The organism is Paenibacillus sp. NAIST15-1, assembly GCF_001894745.1.
Lineage (GTDB): Bacteria > Bacillota > Bacilli > Paenibacillales > Paenibacillaceae > Paenibacillus_B > Paenibacillus_B suaedae.
This window is the reverse complement of record NZ_BBYF01000014.1, coordinates 65,390-80,625: the sequence shown is the minus strand read 5'-3', so window position 1 is coordinate 80,625 and position 15,236 is coordinate 65,390. Positions and strand designations below refer to the sequence as shown.

General features: G+C 41.4%; 15 protein-coding genes. 3 read left to right on the top strand and 12 right to left on the bottom strand.

Annotated elements, in window-relative coordinates:
• Positions 1–207: 207 nt before the first annotated feature.
• The 6 genes from PBN151_RS23090 to loaP form a co-directional block, all read right to left on the bottom strand.
• A complete protein-coding gene (locus PBN151_RS23090; RefSeq protein ID WP_072730870.1) occupies positions 208–1,305 on the bottom strand; it encodes a dihydrolipoamide acetyltransferase family protein in 1,098 nt (365 codons plus the stop codon).
• A gap of 6 nt (positions 1,306–1,311) precedes the next feature.
• Positions 1,312–2,304: an alpha-ketoacid dehydrogenase subunit beta gene (locus PBN151_RS23085; RefSeq protein WP_072730869.1), complete on the bottom strand. Its 993-nt coding sequence runs from the start codon at positions 2,302–2,304 to the stop codon at positions 1,312–1,314.
• A gap of 20 nt (positions 2,305–2,324) precedes the next feature.
• Complete coding sequence (gene pdhA, locus PBN151_RS23080; RefSeq protein ID WP_139295409.1) at positions 2,325–3,383, bottom strand: pyruvate dehydrogenase (acetyl-transferring) E1 component subunit alpha; 1,059 nt, start codon at positions 3,381–3,383, stop codon at positions 2,325–2,327.
• Positions 3,384–3,472: 89 nt separating this feature from the next.
• A complete protein-coding gene (locus PBN151_RS23075) occupies positions 3,473–4,696 on the bottom strand; it encodes a class-II aminoacyl-tRNA synthetase family protein (protein ID WP_139295408.1) in 1,224 nt (407 codons plus the stop codon).
• A 31-nt stretch (positions 4,697–4,727) separates the two neighbouring features.
• On the bottom strand, positions 4,728–5,876 hold the full coding sequence (locus PBN151_RS23070; RefSeq protein WP_227774987.1) for an acyl-CoA dehydrogenase family protein: 1,149 nt from the start codon (positions 5,874–5,876) through the stop codon (positions 4,728–4,730).
• A gap of 45 nt (positions 5,877–5,921) precedes the next feature.
• Entirely contained in the window at positions 5,922–6,551 is a 630-nt protein-coding gene (gene loaP, locus PBN151_RS23065) for an antiterminator LoaP (protein WP_072730866.1), read from the bottom strand.
• A gap of 948 nt (positions 6,552–7,499) precedes the next feature.
• On the opposite strand from loaP, the gene PBN151_RS23060 reads away from it, so the two are divergent.
• Positions 7,500–7,706: a hypothetical protein gene (locus PBN151_RS23060; RefSeq protein ID WP_072730865.1), complete on the top strand. Its 207-nt coding sequence runs from the start codon at positions 7,500–7,502 to the stop codon at positions 7,704–7,706.
• A 176-nt stretch (positions 7,707–7,882) separates the two neighbouring features.
• Here the strand turns inward: PBN151_RS23060 and PBN151_RS23055 are convergent, their stop codons facing one another.
• The 4 genes from PBN151_RS23055 to PBN151_RS23040 form a co-directional block, all read right to left on the bottom strand.
• Positions 7,883–8,677 (bottom strand): SDR family NAD(P)-dependent oxidoreductase, encoded by a 795-nt coding sequence (locus PBN151_RS23055; RefSeq protein ID WP_072730864.1) that lies wholly within the window; start codon positions 8,675–8,677, stop codon positions 7,883–7,885.
• 84 nt (positions 8,678–8,761) lie between these two features.
• The gene (locus PBN151_RS23050) at positions 8,762–9,724 is read right to left on the bottom strand and encodes an LLM class oxidoreductase (RefSeq protein ID WP_072730863.1); all 963 of its coding nucleotides are present in this window, start codon (positions 9,722–9,724) and stop codon (positions 8,762–8,764) included.
• Positions 9,725–9,770: 46 nt separating this feature from the next.
• Positions 9,771–10,244: a tautomerase family protein gene (locus PBN151_RS23045; RefSeq protein ID WP_072730862.1), complete on the bottom strand. Its 474-nt coding sequence runs from the start codon at positions 10,242–10,244 to the stop codon at positions 9,771–9,773.
• A 462-nt stretch (positions 10,245–10,706) separates the two neighbouring features.
• The gene (locus PBN151_RS23040) at positions 10,707–11,249 is read right to left on the bottom strand and encodes an NADPH-dependent FMN reductase (RefSeq protein ID WP_139295411.1); all 543 of its coding nucleotides are present in this window, start codon (positions 11,247–11,249) and stop codon (positions 10,707–10,709) included.
• 258 nt (positions 11,250–11,507) lie between these two features.
• Between PBN151_RS23040 and PBN151_RS23035 the strand changes: the two genes are divergently transcribed.
• Positions 11,508–12,122, top strand: coding sequence for a diadenylate cyclase (locus tag PBN151_RS23035; RefSeq protein WP_021260955.1), 615 nt, complete (start codon positions 11,508–11,510; stop codon positions 12,120–12,122).
• A 32-nt stretch (positions 12,123–12,154) separates the two neighbouring features.
• Positions 12,155–12,769: a diadenylate cyclase gene (locus PBN151_RS23030; protein WP_072730860.1), complete on the top strand. Its 615-nt coding sequence runs from the start codon at positions 12,155–12,157 to the stop codon at positions 12,767–12,769.
• Positions 12,770–12,790: 21 nt separating this feature from the next.
• On the opposite strand, the gene wrbA is transcribed toward PBN151_RS23030, so the two are convergent.
• Positions 12,791–13,399 carry an NAD(P)H:quinone oxidoreductase gene (gene wrbA, locus PBN151_RS23025; protein WP_072730859.1) on the bottom strand — a complete coding sequence of 203 codons (609 nt, stop codon included), beginning with the start codon at positions 13,397–13,399 and terminating at the stop codon, positions 12,791–12,793.
• Positions 13,400–13,616: 217 nt separating this feature from the next.
• Positions 13,617–15,119, bottom strand: a complete 1,503-nt coding sequence (locus PBN151_RS23020; protein WP_227774984.1) for a GMC oxidoreductase — start codon at positions 15,117–15,119, stop codon at positions 13,617–13,619.
• Positions 15,120–15,236: the final 117 nt, after the last annotated feature.

Sequence of the window (15,236 nt, the reverse complement as noted above, 5' to 3'; positions counted from 1 at the left end):
AATTTGGGTTTGACTCGCTTCCCAATTTCCTAGGGAGATGGAAAAAGTCAAACTACATTTCGTTCCTATTCCAGATGTCAGCGATATTCGGTAAGTTAATCAAGTGAGGCACCCTTAGGTCTCTTTTGCAAATGTATGTAAATGAATGTCTTGGATGTTGGATTGGATGGGAAAGTATTCTAATTCAAGGGTGTCATTCCATAAATATTATTCGTTTAATGAGGAATTAGACGTTACGCTGTGAAAATGGAGTTCATCCAAATATATTTCATATTGACTCTCTAGATTAGCCTTAAAGGTATTGATGAATCGGAGTCCGTCTGCACCATCAAAGAAACGATGATCGAACGTTAACGTAATCGGAAGCATTTTTCTAACGACAATCTCGTCATTCTCGGTGACAACTGCTTTTTTATCCGCACGATATAAGGCAACAATAGCAACTTGGGGATAAAAAATAATTGGCGTTGCGAAGCCTCCCCCTATTGCTCCCACATTACTAATTGTAATTGTTCCCTCTCGTGAATCTGTAAATAACAATTTTCTTGACCTTGCTCTCTCGATGAGATCATTAATCTCGTCAGCCAATGCATCAACTGGTTTTTCATTCACCTGTTTAATATTAGGAATAACGACTCCGTCGTTCGTGTCCACCGCAATCCCAATGTTATGAGCTGGAAAGAGCTTCAATGAACCGTTATGCTCATGAGCGTTAAACAACGGATATTGGCCTAGCGTTAGAGATAATGCTTTCAAAAAGATTGGTGTCAATGTGAAGCGTACGCCATGATTCATCTGTAATCTTTGCTTATGCATGAGCAGATTTGTAATATCCGCCTCTGCATAAACCGTTACATGAGGAATGGTTTGCACTGATTTGGTAACAATATTCGCTATTTCCTTGCGCATGGAGGTCATTGTTACAATCGAATCATCGTGCGAATTGTCCACGACTACGTTCGGATAGGCACCTAGGTTGATGCCAAAATCATTCCATGCAGCCTTCTTTCCCTTCGTCGCGTCCATTGTTAACCACTCGAAATTTACTGCGTCTGACGCTGCCCCCTTCCCGTGATCAATGACAATGATTACATCGTTAACTGTGACGACATCTCCAGGATGATAAGGCAGTTTGTCAATTACCCCTGCAACCGGTGAAGGAAGCACAGTTGTCACCTTATCCGTCTGGACTTCTACAAGCGGCTGATCCTCAACGACGTGTTCTCCTTCTTTGACGAGATAGGCTACAATATATCCTTCAAAAAGTCCTTCACCAAGTTCCGGAAAATAAAATTCATACTTCATAACGGCTCACCTCTCCAGTGAAACTAGCATTTGTTCGATTTCATGAACAATTCTGTCGGTAGACGGCAGATAATAATCTTCGATTGAAAATTGAGGGATGGGAACGTCGAATCCCGTGATTCGCTTTACTGGAGATTTCAAATTACTGAACATTCGCTCCTGGATCACAGCGACAAGTTCTGCTCCTACACCACCTGTCAATGGAGCCTCGTGTACGATCACGGCCCGCTGCGTTTTTCTTACGGATTCCTGAATCGTCTCGATATCAAACGGATACAAGGTACGAAGATCCACAATTTCCAGACGAATGCCGTGGGACTTCTCAAGCAGCTCCGCCGCTTGAACCACATTCCAAACCATGGAGCCCCAAGAGATAACTGTGATATCTGTTCCTTCTTTCATAACGTTCGCCTTACCAAGTGGAACCGAATATCGATGCTGTGGTACAGGATGACGCACGCTGCGATAAATTTTCATAGGCTCTAGAAAAATGACGGGATCATTGCCTTCTGCCGCAGCAATAAGAAGACCTTTGGCATCATAGGGGTTGCTAGGTATGACGACTTTTAACCCTGGTGATTGGAAAAAAAGAGACTCAATGCTCTCCGAATGCAGCTCAGGAGCACGTACCCCAGCCCCAAAGGGAGCTCTTATGATTAACGGAACTTCATATTTGCCTTGTGTCCGCATACGCAGTCTTGAGAGATGTGACAAGATTTGTTCTAAGGCAGGATAGATAAATCCCAAAAATTCGATTTCGACAATGGGTTTAAGACCATTCAACGCCAAACCAATTCCACAACCTACTATACCGGCTTCAGACAAAGGAGTGTCTACTACGCGCTGATCACCATACTTATGAAACAAGTTTTCGGTCACACGGAAGACACCGCCATTTTTACCGATATCTTGTCCTAGGAGAAGTACCTTGTCATCTTCGGCCAATAACAAATCCAAGGTCTCATTTATTGCCTGAACGAGATTCAAGTCCCTCTGCATATCCAGTCCCTCCGTGAAATCTATTGATGATGCTCTTGCATAAAGCGATTGAAACTGCTCTCCTGCTCTTGAATATTCCACGGTTTATTGGAAAGCACGTGATTAAACATGATTGCTGGATCCGATTTTGGAATTGTGAGTGCATATTGAATGCCATCATTCACTAATCGTTCCGCTTCTGTAGCAACTTTTTCTTGTACATCTTGATCCAGTACACCCTGTCTGCGCAAATATACTTCTAAACGCAGTATTGGATCTCGTGATTTCCATGACTCACTTTCCTCAGTGCTTCGATAGCGGCTTGGGTCATCAGCAGTCGTGTGAGGACCATATCGATACGTTACCGCTTCTATTAGAGTAGGCCCCTTACCGCTTCTTGCAGCTTCCAAGGCGTTTTTGGTCGCAACATACACAGCAAATACATCATTACCGTCAACCCGAACATTCTCCATTTGATAAGCGATTGCTTTTTGCGCTATGGTTTCACTGGCAGTTTGACGGGAGAACGGAACACTAATTGCATAGCCATTGTTTTGGCAGAAAAACACTACTGGCGCTTTGAAGACAGAGGCCATATTCAATCCTTCATGAAAATCCCCTTCTGAGGTTGCTCCATCGCCAAAGTAAACAAGAGAGCAAGCACGTTCATTCTTATATTTACTAGCCCAGGCAGCCCCCGCTGCCTGGGGAATCTGTGTCGCAATCGGGACATAAGGAGGAAGGATATTTCGGTTATCGGGTGGGACACACCCCTCAATTCTACCCATCCAATACCAAATGATTTTTACCATCTCATATCCGAAGGTCAGCATCGCTGCATGATCTCGATAGGTAGGAAACATCCAATCCTGCTCCATCAGAGCCATAGCGCTTCCAACTTGACTTGCCTCCTGCCCTTCGAACGCAGCATAAGTACCGATTTGGCCCTTTCGCTGCATGTTCACCAGCTTCCGATCAAATACCCGATTTAATACAAGAAGCTTGTACATCTCTATGGCCAATTTCTCGTTGATTACCATATTACCAATTCGTAATGTGCCATCGAGTTCTAAGATTTGAAATAGACGCTGTTGCTCCATCCAATCCTCCATAATTATAAAATTTTAAAAACAGCTTTGATAGGTTGCTTCATCACAGGCAAGCAGTCGAAGGTTCATCGTGGCGCAATTTATTCAGCGAGAAGAGCTTCTGGACATGCATTCGATAGAATCTTTGCCCAATGTTTCTCATCCAAACCGTGTTGGCAAATAAACGCATATGCTAATCTTTCTATACCGAAACCAACACATCCAGTTGAAACCCAATCTTCTTCACCACGTTTAATGTTAAATTGCTCACCAAAGAAGTGATCGTGAAAATTAAAAGAGGCTGCTGCAATGGTTCGATCGCTTGCAACCTTTAATCGGAGCTCGTATTTGAGTTCTTGCATTCTTTGATTAAATATTTTCGCCGCCGTATCATGGCTGCAGAAGAATGGATCACTAGCGATCTCGCAGTGTCCTTCCAATCCTAATCTTTGAAACAGAGAAAACGATGCTTCCATAAATTTTTGTCGGCTATCCAACACGAAATCTCTGGATCCCATAAACACAATTTCACGTATCGAAAAGTCCCATAGTCTTTCTAAGGTGCGATGATACCTAGATTCATAACGGAACGATTTTCCGATAGCTGTAACGACACGATTTTGGGTTTCAGCATGCTGCGTATTTTGGAATTGATGAAAGGTGTGGTAACACATGGTTGGAGGCAAGCAGTAGTCGACATTTTGACAGTAGGGAAGTAAATAGGAATCGAGTTTGTCGTGAGATTTGTACTCATCGAGGAAATCTTGATAATTATCAATATCATTATGAAGCCTCGTAACAAACATTAAGAAATGTGGGAACGAATTGAAATATCCGCATTTCTCTAAGGCTTTTGCCGAAATTAATGTTGGATAGCGGTATTCGGTTGCTCCAAATTGAGATATCGTCATCTCTTTAATCAATCGATCTAAGGAGTCCATTAAGAGGATCAGCTTATCTCCAAAGCATACCTGGCCTTCACCCATCTCATAAACCATTTGGTTTTCAAGCAATTTATCAAATACATCATCCTGAAAGTTCGTCCCGCTTTTATTGGATTCCCAAACAACTCGTGGTGGTATCACCATTTGAAGCAAAATTTCGTTTTCGATCACAGAGATAAGTTTATTTTTAATTTCAACTGGGTCGGTTCCTGGCAAGAGGCTGACCTCAATGCCATCAATCGTACTCTCACCTTTAATCAGTTGAAATTGCTGGATGTTGGCAGAGACGAAAAATATCCGTCTTTCTAACTCCTCGGCGTGGTTAATGGAGATTGGTTTATCAAGTAGAATGCAATGACTATTATTCATCGTAATACCCATTCCTTTCTTCTATTCTGATTGATTTTTCAAATCAGTTTTTTAATAGATGAAATGCATCCTGTGCAATTAAGACCTGCTGAATCTGGGTGCTTCCTTCTACAACCTCCATAATCTTGGCATCCCTCATATATCGCTCAACAGGGTAGTTACGGCTGCAACCGTTCGCTCCGTGTATTTGAACCGCATCCTTCGCCGCCTTAAAGGCATGGACAGAAGAAAAATATTTGGCCAACGAAGTAGCAAAGGTAGCGGTTACCTCATTCTTGTCCCATAACTGGCCTGCTCTGAAGCAAAGATGCCTTGCAGCGATCGTATTGGTCACCATATCAGCAATCATTTGTTGAATCAATTGATGCTCTTTCAAATAGTGTTCAAATTGTTTTCTGTCCATTACATAGTCTAAGCTCGCATTCAAACAAGCTTGAGCTAAGCCAACGGCTCCCCAAGCTGTGCTATACCGTCCATGAGTTAAGCCGTTATTAGCAACAAGTGATAGCCCGAAGCCGACATTACCAACCAAGTTATCGGTCGGCACTCTGCATTCTTCAAAACGCAATTCAGCTAACATGGATCCTTTGAATCCTAACATGCCAGTTATCGGAAGGATGGTTAGGCCCGGTGTATTTCGTTCAACTAATAAGGCTACGGCTTGTCCCTCACATTGTGCAAATACCAAAAAGACATCCGCTCTTTGTGCGAAGGTGATCCAGTTTTTTTGTCCTGTTATAACGTACTCTTCTCCCACTCGTTGAGCTTTCGTTTGAAGGTTTTTGATATCACTTCCGATTTGGGACTCTGTAATCGCAAATGCAGCCATGAGCTCGCCTGAACTCATCCGTGGCAGCCAGTACTGCTTCTGCTCTTGGGAGCCCCACCGTAGAATAGAGGAAGTGACCATCCCTTGAACACCAATGATATTCCGTAAATTTGCACAACCGCGACCAATCTCTTCATTCCATAACCCGTAAGTAATGTAGTCCATGTTAGCCCCATCGTATGCAGCAGGGATCGGTGCTCCCCAGTACCCTTTCTCCATTATCTTCTGAAGCACGGAATTGGGCACACATTCCTCTTGATCAATATGCGCTGCTACGGGTACGACTTCAGAATCAACAAAAGCTTTAAATTCCTCTTGCTTCTCTTTTTGTTGCTTCGTAAGTTCAAGATTTTCGATAAACAAAATATTACCCCTCTTCTTTTTAGTGATGGAGTCTATCGCCTTTCGTTAACCCAAATTTTCATTAACCTCTCCCATGTCATGTCTATCCGGCATCAAGATTTCAATTCCTACATCAATCAAGCGCTCACCACCCGAAAAACTAATCGTAATTTGTGCTCTTCTTTTTCTCTTGTCAATTTTTTTGATCATCCCTTCTAAGCCATATAACGGCCCAGATTGAACACATACCTTGGAGTCTTCTACAATAACGTTCGAATACTCGATAATATTTTCATGATTGATGAGCTGCAGGATCTGTCTGATTTCGCCCTCATCTATTTCGTTGAAAAAATCGTCGCAATTATTGTCTGGATGTCCCACTTCTAAAAATGGTTCCATTGACTTCTGTGCCCTTCGATTAACTTTGTCTAGCATAAACGTTGAATTGCGAAGCAATCGATAGTACTTCGGTATTTTTTTTAGCTCATAATACATGGTCGGAGTCATCTTCGTATGAATCAATAGATAGCCAGGAAATAATGTTTTGACGACACTGTAAAATTCCCCATCTCTTTTTTCAGGAACTAGCCGTTTCGGAACACATGAATACAAATCTGCTTGGCCGAATTGTGACTTCAAGCATTTCTGAACAATGTCTTCACTGCCCGTTTCCACAAAAAGCGCATACCATCCCATACTATTTCTCCTTTTGACGGCATAATTCAGATTCTGTCCGGATTTGAAATTCAATGATTAACCCGTGAACTATTTTCTATGTAAACCTGTTTACTGCGCTTATGTATCGTTATCGTAGAACAAAAAAAGGATCAGGAATTCATAAGTCGCTCCTCATCCATGTCTGCAATATTTTATTAATCCATCAATTTTACTCTAAAGGCATAGCTTCGCCACTAATCTATCTTCTTTAAAAAAATAGACTATTGCCTACGAGAACTATGTACACTAAGAAAAATTAACGTGCCTAAACAACGATTAATCTTTACAGAGTGATTGTAGTAAATCTTGTGTACGCTTAATACGTGTCTTTTTCCCTTTTCATCGTCTCATTTTTGCCAAACCCTGTCGTTTCATCAAACGCTTCGACGACAAATTCGACACATAAAGCGACCTTTCTTTGTTATCTATGGTTATATTTAGACATTATACCCTCTTAATGATCTTGTGTAAATATATAGGAGATGACTGAAGTGCGCAATTGAAAACGTTTACTTCAAGCAACTCGAGTTTTGGATTTTCACACTTATTTGCCAAGAAAAGGGTGTCTCGTTTTCATAGTAAAGGGGCTTAAGGAAATCGTCAAGTTCCTAATTTTATCTCTTAATCAGGAACGCTCACGGTATTAACCTTGTTAAGGCAGATAAAATAATGACTTAAGATCTAATGATAATTCTTCATAGCCAACCGATCATCATGCCTCACATGTGAAATGAGTAAGGGGAACCATGACTGATGAAGGACACCGGGTTCAAGAAATTAAGGAAAATGACCCAATCCAAAATGGATACATTATTTTAATTACGTAAATCATTATGGTGTATTTACTAATTACTGGATGAGTGATATCATTTTCCATGGCAATAAATAACTGAATTTATAACAGAGAAATAGATTGAGGAGGAGACAATGTTGAATGTATCCGCTGCGCTTCGTTCACATACATCCTTGTCTAGAACATTATTTATTGTATATTCCATTTTGACGATTATTTTTTACTACAGTTATGGAATGCTTGACTATTTCCGACTTAATCATTCGCTAGAGCTCGATACTGCCATCCAGTATGAAAAATGGTCATCTACTTTCGTGGCACTAAGTTTGGACAACCGTTGATCATAGTCACTGTATTGATTATTACAGATGTGATCGCAATGTGGTTCCGAAACAAAGAAATGACGTAATCGATAAACAACCCCAAGACTCGTATGCCGTGACGGCATGAATCTTAGGGTTACTCGTTAAGAGTCTAAGCTATGTTCTTCGTGCGAAGTACCCGCATTGCACTAATACTAAAATACACTTCGTACTAATCCCCCATCGATTCTCAACGCAGAACCATTAATGGCTGAAGAAAGAGGACTACTTAGGAACGTTACAAAATGTGCGATTTCTTCTGGTCGAATAAGCCGCTGAATGATAGAGGTTGGCCGATTTTCCTTCATAAACCGCAATTCAGCTTCTTCCATGGTCAATTTCTCATTGGGATAAAGGCTGTTTAACATCGTTTCCACGCCTTCCGTCAGAGTGGAACCTGGCATAATCGTGTTGACAGTTACATTTGTTCCTTTCGTCAGCTCAGATAAAATACGTGAAAGCGAGAGCTGCATCGTCTTCGTCGCGCTATAATGAGCCATTTCTAGAGATGGCATAATGGCTGCTTCACTAGCAACAAATATAACTCTTCCTTCCTTCTTTTGAATCATTTGATTTAAGTACCATCGAGTAAGCCGAACACCACTCATAATGTTGACCTCAAACATCTTAAACCAGTCTCCATCAGGGATATCAAAATACTCTTTTGGCTCAAAAATCCCAAGGTTGTTAATAAGAATATCAACCTCTGGGTATTCCTCTATAGCTTTTTGGCATCCTTCGTCTGAGCCTAAATCAGAAACTAATGACTGTAAGACAGCATCAGGGGCCTGTTCTTGTATTTCTTTGATTGTTTGTTTAACCTTATCCTCACGGCGTCCATTAATAATGACAGTAACGCCTTCAATTGCTAATGACGTAGCAATTGCCTTACCAATACCTGCTGTAGATCCTGTAACTAGCGCAGTCTTCCCTCTCAAATTCAGAAACATATGGAATCCCTCCAACGTTGAATGTTGTTAAAGAAAGAGTGGAAACGGATATGAACTCCAACAACTCCACTCCCCTGTATTTTCTTATTTTTGCTTGATTGCTGGGAAATGAGGCAGAATCTCTTTGCCTAGCTCATGAATGACTTCTTCAGCCGGTCTTCTACTGTCGAATAATGCAAAGAAAAGATGATTTACGCCAATTTCTTTATAGATGTTCAGTAGTTCCACTAATCGATTCCGCCCTACACGGAACCCCAGACGAATTGGGGTAGGCATTTCATTAGGATTCTCTGACAAATCCAAATGCATGGGCTGCGTAAATGGTTTGAAGACTCCAGGATGGTACTGTTCCACAAGTTCTCTCCACTGTCGGATAGCCTCCGCTTGAAGATGCGGGCTTCGTGGATAATACATCCATCCGTCGCCATTTTTCGCAAACCTGTCCATCGATTGCTGCGCGAACCCTGTAATCATCGTTGGAATTCGCTTTGTCGGTTTCGGAACTAAATTACTCCCCTGAATGACCCCTAATGAAGATCGAATAGAGGGATATTCTTCGTATAACACTTTATTTAGATAATGAAATGCTTCAACGAATCGATCTCCCCGATTATCATGATTCACGTTTAAACCGTGAAAATCAGCTCTCCGATCTCCAGATGAAACGCCCATAATCAAGCGCTCTGGAAATAATCGGTCGATCGTTGCGATTTCCTTAGCTACTCGTAAGGGATGACGTAAAGAAAGGACAATCGCCGATGTTCCTAAGGCGATTTCTTTCGTCTGGCTTGCCAAATAGGTTAAATAAATGAGCATATCATAGATTTGACCTACTGCTGGATCACCAAACGAAGGATCTTCTAATAATACATCTCGAAGCCATAGACTGGTAAAACCATAATGCTCGGCTAATTGCGATAACTCCACTTGCTTTTCCATTGTCGGTGTCCCGAACTGATAATTTTCTAATGGAATGTGGAAGCCTAATGTCAACTCCCCTTCTTTATACATCCGATTATAGCTATGGTGATTGGAAAATAGATTCATGAAGTGCTCCTTTCTACTTGCAAAATGGATATGGGATGCATCGTTTTTAACATGTTCGACTTTTGGAAAGAAAGTCTTTATCTGCTCCCGTTACACCACTTTGTCCCCAGTTTCCTGGAATCATTTCACGAATGACGATAAGTACTTTATCGATAGGTGCATGAGTCAATGTAGATGTGACTTGTGTAAGTTGGTTTACCCACTTATCTTTTGTATCTTGATCAAATGTATTCCAAATATCAATCGTGATAATAGCCATTCCATCTATGTTACTATCCAGCGTATGATAAGACTCTTTTGTGTCCCAATTGACCACCCTGCTCTGCTCAGCAAAGGCAGCATCGCTTGCTACTGCCCCGGCTTTTCCCCAGTTTTCTTTCTCAAGTTCAGTGATTAATACTTGAATTTTATCAGGGACAATCTGTAATAATGTTGTTGTAAGTTCGGTTACGGTATAAATAAATTCCTTTTTTTCTTCTGTTGACATGGTTGGCCAAGTTTTAAGCTCAATGAATGGCATAGAATCCTATCCTCCTCTATTAATAAATATGTCCTACGGAGTCAGTGATAACACGGCCTCAAGGTTTGAAGATGTCCACAACATGTATTATAAGCAGTATGTTTTACGATGGTAAGTACGCACTTTTAAGTTATATAGGCACCTAAAAGTAACATTTGCGATTGGTCGCTCTATTTTGAATCGAATGTAAACGAAGAAGAAAAAAAGAAATCCTGCATAGATGGTCGTCAGATGCAACGCAAAAACACCTCCAAGGTTGCTTCATATCTTGCGATACAAGAACATTCCCTTGAAGGTGTTTTGGTTTCGTCTCCGCTTCCTTATTTCATGCTATTCACTAATGAGAAAGGCAGCGAAATAGCTCCAATTCCAGTAAGTGCGTATAGTTGCTTTACATTTCTTAATTTAATGCAGCAATTTCCAAGGATATTTGCCTGATCATTTACTTATCTGTAAATGTGATTAACGAATTGTATATAAAGCTTTGGACCAAGGGATCAATTGGTCTAACATTTGATTAACAGAATCGGCTTGGACTGCTTTTGGTTTGAAATCAGTACCATTTTCAAAATCTGTGAATAGCGACAATGCTGGATGTACACGCACATCTGCAATCAATAGCTCACCCATAATACCGCGCAGATGCTCGGCTGCTCGTGCACCACCTACAGAGCCATAAGATACAATACCCGCAGCTTTGTTATTCCATTCTACACGTAGATAATCCAGTGCATTTTTGAGAGCACCTGTAATGGAATGATTGTACTCTTGTACGATGAATACAAATCCATCTTGTTTCGCAATCACTTCAGACCACGCTTGTGCACCAGAAGCATCTTGCCCTGGTTCACCTAGTAAAGGTAATTTGTAATCTGCAATATCAATAACTGTATAGTTCGCATCTCCCCGTTGATCTGCAATGTCTTTGACCCATTTTGCCACCTGCGGGCTTACACGACCTTCACGTGTTGATCCTATAATGATTCCGATATTTAATTCTGCCATTGCTTTTTCCTCCTTATTTTTTGAAGTAAAGAACTTGGTTAAAAACTTCATCCTTACTCTCACCTTTCAAAAATCCAAAAATATTTGAATTCGAATATCTTGATTTCGAGATGTATAGTAACATGATGATTCTCTTTTCGTCAACTTTTCTGCGCTGGGAAATAATTCAGAACATTAATATGTAAGATCACTTGGATGAATGAAATCACTCATAATTTAAAAGGGAATGGAAACAATATGATGTAAAGGAGGTTGCGTATGGAAAGTAATTGCGATTTATTTTCTCCTCAGCAGACTGATGTATATAATCAATTTCAACAGCTGTCCACGAAGATTAAGAGCATGTTGGCGTGCATGGATCAGGAAGATATCGATATTCTAAAAAATCTGAAGTTGCTCTCTAAAATATGTTCTGATACGGGAAAGCTGGTTTCCGCCTATCATTTGAGTCGACTTCTTCATCCCTATACAACGCAATGCAATGAAATTTTCAAAGCCATTAAGCTGCTGAGCGATCAACGGAAAGGTGCCCTTATTATCATTGAAAGAGAAGATAATATAAACGATTTGATCACCGTTGGCACTCCTCTATCCGCAGAGATCTCAAGTACGCTGTTAGTTTCCATTTTCCATACAGGGAGTCCGCTGCACGACGGTGCTGTCTTAATTCAGAAGGATACTATTGTCTCAGCGGCAAATGTACTACCGCTAACCCGGAAATTATACAAGACCAAGCTCGGTACTAGGCATCGCGCAGCGATTGGATTATCCGAAAATACAGATGCTCTAACCTTCATCGTATCTGAGGAAACAGGTGCGAAATCATTTACCTTTAACGGCTCGCTGTATGGATTCGAAATCCCTGACGAGTGAACTTAATCACCATTAGGAGTGCAATGTTAAATATGAAAAAACACAGTATCCATGATGATTTCTCGCAGCTCCGGATCGAAATGAACGAAAAGCTAACGGAAATCGAAAAAAAGGTGAATCAAAATATCGCCACTCTCAGTCATAATGATATTGGCATCATCGACATTGTCCAAAAGTTGTCTAGAGAACTGCTTGAATTGGAAACGACTGCCTCGACATACTTACTTAATCGTATGTTGTCCAAGTATACGAAATGCAGTACTGAATTATCTCTGGCCATACATAAACTTAGCCGAAAACGCCAAGAAGCTCTCATTGTAATAGAGGCTGACGACCCTGTAGCCCCGTTTATAAACGGGGGGATACCCATTAATGCGGTAATTACAAGTCAACTATTAGAATCTATATTTCAACCTGATAGTTTGCTTCAAGAAGGAGCTGTTCTCATTCAATCTGATTTGATTGTTTCCGCTTCCAACACCTTGCCATTAACTGAGCAAATTTTTTGGGATCGAGCAGCAGATATCCGGGAGTTATCAGCAATCGGCTTGTCAGAAAAGTGTGATGCATTGATTATATTAATCACGAACGGCGGTACAACCTATTTCTCATTGGAAGGCAATCTTTTTCCTTTCTCAGCTTCCTGAACAGCAACGGACAGAGTCATACTAATTACTGCCTGCTACGATCCATTTTGCGACGTCTACGGTACGTTTGGCTTGATGTTTTACTGCAGCCTGAACATCCTCTACCATTTTACCGTTTTGTACAGTTACGCTTGTCCCATAAGGATTTCCCCCGGCTGTAAAAAGGGATGGATCCGTATACCCTGGAGAAACTATAATGGCACCCCAGTGATACATAGCGGTATAGATTCCCAGAATGGTTTGCTCCTGCCCGCCATGGGGATTTTGGGCTGAAGCCATCGCGCTAACCACCTTATTAACTAACTTGCCATGGAACCATAACTTCCCGGTAGTATCTAAAAACTGTTTCAATTGTCCGGGCATTGTGCCATAACGTGTCGGCACGCTAAAAATAAGGGCATCCGCCCATTCAAGATCTTGAAGAGTTACGACGGGTACATCCTTCACATGATCAACATGTTCTTTCCACGCAGGATTCTCCAGTATTGTTTCTTCAGGGGCCAATTCCGGAACTTGTAATAGTCTTACTTCCGCCCCCTGCTCATTGCCGCCTTCCGCAGCCCATTGAGCCAAGCGATAATTCGTTCCTGTCATGCTGTAAAAAATAACTGCAAGTTTAACTGCACCCATCCTACTTGCTCCTATTCTTCATTTTGAATCATCATTTACTTCAAAACAAACTTACTATGAGTTTCGCCTCCTGATTCATGTTTCATACGTCCTCTTCCATCTGTGGCGGGATAGGTTCAGGTGAATCTCTGGAAAAGTATTTTATCCTGGGAGGTTCATTATTAAGTCGCTGTACAAATGCATGGAAACCATGAACGCTCCCAAGTAAAAACTACCCTTACCTATTCGTACGCACAATATGATCGGCTGTTCGAAATGCTAATGCAACCGTAGAATTTGTCGGGTTCGCTGCAGCAAGAACGGGTATCACGCTATTATCAGCGACGTAGAGACCGGTAACTCCATGAATTTCTCCATAACGGTTAGTCGCCGATGTAGCCGGGTCAGTTCCCATTCGGCAAGTACAAGATTCATGAACATCGCTACCTGGCGGAAATAAGGTAGGCTCCCCATCTAAGGTTACTCCCATTGCATTTGCGGATCGAGCAATGCCATCACGCATTTGCTGAATCACTGCATAATCTTTGTTGCTATAAGAAAAATCAACTTGGTTCAAAGGCACGCCGTATTCATCTTGACGGTTTGGATCTAAATAAACTCTATTCTCTGGCCTCGACTCCACTAAACCAAAGGCAGCATATACGATACTCAGTTGATCCGGGAGCACTTTATCCTCGAATTGCTGGTATGAGAAAAATTGATTAGGACCTAAGATTTGGATTTGATACGGGGATTCTCTTGTTTCACGTTTCAAGATTGCCAGGTTGCCAAGATTATCAGAAAACTCCCGACGGCTTATTTTCCCCGTACCCAATACAAATGAATGATTGGTTAAATAACGTCCGATTGCTGCTCCTTGTATCCCTGAATTGAGCAAAATGCGAGGCGTTTCCAACGTGCTTGCAGAAATGACAATATTTTTTGCTCGAATGGTATGCGTTTTTTTATCTGGAGATATTACATTGACGCCGGCTGCATTGCCATTTTCGTGGAGTACGCGGGTAGTATAGGCATCCAATGCTAGATCAAATGGTTTGCTATTCAGGGCGTAAGCAAGAAAATGAATGGAGCTGAACCATGCATTAGAATGAATTTCCCCCATACGTGGGCCTGACATATCAATGGCAAGAGGCATATCAGTTGCCTCTAGTACTCCACCTGCATGCAGCCGGTTCAAGAGAATCCTTTGCATAGTAGAGCCATCGGCATAAGATGTAGTGCAATGCAATACACGTTCTGCAGTCCTAAAATATGCGTCTAATTCTGCTGGATGAATAGGCCAAGATTGAAGTTGAAACTCTGCGGGCCTAGGACAAGCAGCATTCCAAAACAATGTTCTCCCGCCGAGAGCAAACGTTAACCTAGCTCCTGAAAATTCCGGAAGCCGCTCCCCGATAGGAGTAGAATTATCGGGCCATAATTGATCACGCATACGGTCGACATTCATGGTGGGGATATTTAATGCATGCGAATGAAATAGTTTATTCCCTTTTTCAAGAATCCCAATTCGCTTTGCCCCTTGGTTTTTCCATAACTCGCATAATCTATATAGCATCGCTCCCCCACCTGCGCCACTCCCCACAATAAGCACGTCATATTCTGTATTGGCCATTTCATCGAGCGATTTGGTAGGTATCCAATTATTAGGGTACACCCACATATGGATCATTCCTCTCCATCTTAGAGTCCACACCATTTTATTACCCGCTTCTTGTCTCATATTCCAAATTCAATAAGCATTCTGCTCCCTTTATTTTAATATCTTGATTTCGAGATAATTTATGTTATACTAACTTTTATAAAGCAGCTTATCATTAATTATTATTAGAAAAGGAGA

Coding starts and splice junctions, on each gene's coding strand:
- PBN151_RS23090 (WP_072730870.1), bottom strand. CDS start 1,305: ATGAAGTATGAATTTTATTTTCCGGAACTTGGTGAAGGACTTTTTGAA.
- PBN151_RS23085 (WP_072730869.1), bottom strand. CDS start 2,304: ATGCAGAGGGACTTGAATCTCGTTCAGGCAATAAATGAGACCTTGGAT.
- pdhA (WP_139295409.1), bottom strand. CDS start 3,383: ATGGAGCAACAGCGTCTATTTCAAATCTTAGAACTCGATGGCACATTA.
- PBN151_RS23075 (WP_139295408.1), bottom strand. CDS start 4,696: ATGGGTATTACGATGAATAATAGTCATTGCATTCTACTTGATAAACCA.
- loaP (WP_072730866.1), bottom strand. CDS start 6,551: ATGGGATGGTATGCGCTTTTTGTGGAAACGGGCAGTGAAGACATTGTT.
- PBN151_RS23060 (WP_072730865.1), top strand. CDS start 7,500: ATGTTGAATGTATCCGCTGCGCTTCGTTCACATACATCCTTGTCTAGA.
- PBN151_RS23055 (WP_072730864.1), bottom strand. CDS start 8,677: ATGTTTCTGAATTTGAGAGGGAAGACTGCGCTAGTTACAGGATCTACA.
- PBN151_RS23050 (WP_072730863.1), bottom strand. CDS start 9,724: ATGAATCTATTTTCCAATCACCATAGCTATAATCGGATGTATAAAGAA.
- PBN151_RS23045 (WP_072730862.1), bottom strand. CDS start 10,244: ATGCCATTCATTGAGCTTAAAACTTGGCCAACCATGTCAACAGAAGAA.
- PBN151_RS23040 (WP_139295411.1), bottom strand. CDS start 11,249: ATGGCAGAATTAAATATCGGAATCATTATAGGATCAACACGTGAAGGT.
- PBN151_RS23035 (WP_021260955.1), top strand. CDS start 11,508: ATGGAAAGTAATTGCGATTTATTTTCTCCTCAGCAGACTGATGTATAT.
- PBN151_RS23030 (WP_072730860.1), top strand. CDS start 12,155: ATGAAAAAACACAGTATCCATGATGATTTCTCGCAGCTCCGGATCGAA.
- wrbA (WP_072730859.1), bottom strand. CDS start 13,399: ATGGGTGCAGTTAAACTTGCAGTTATTTTTTACAGCATGACAGGAACG.
- PBN151_RS23020 (WP_227774984.1), bottom strand. CDS start 15,119: ATGAGACAAGAAGCGGGTAATAAAATGGTGTGGACTCTAAGATGGAGA.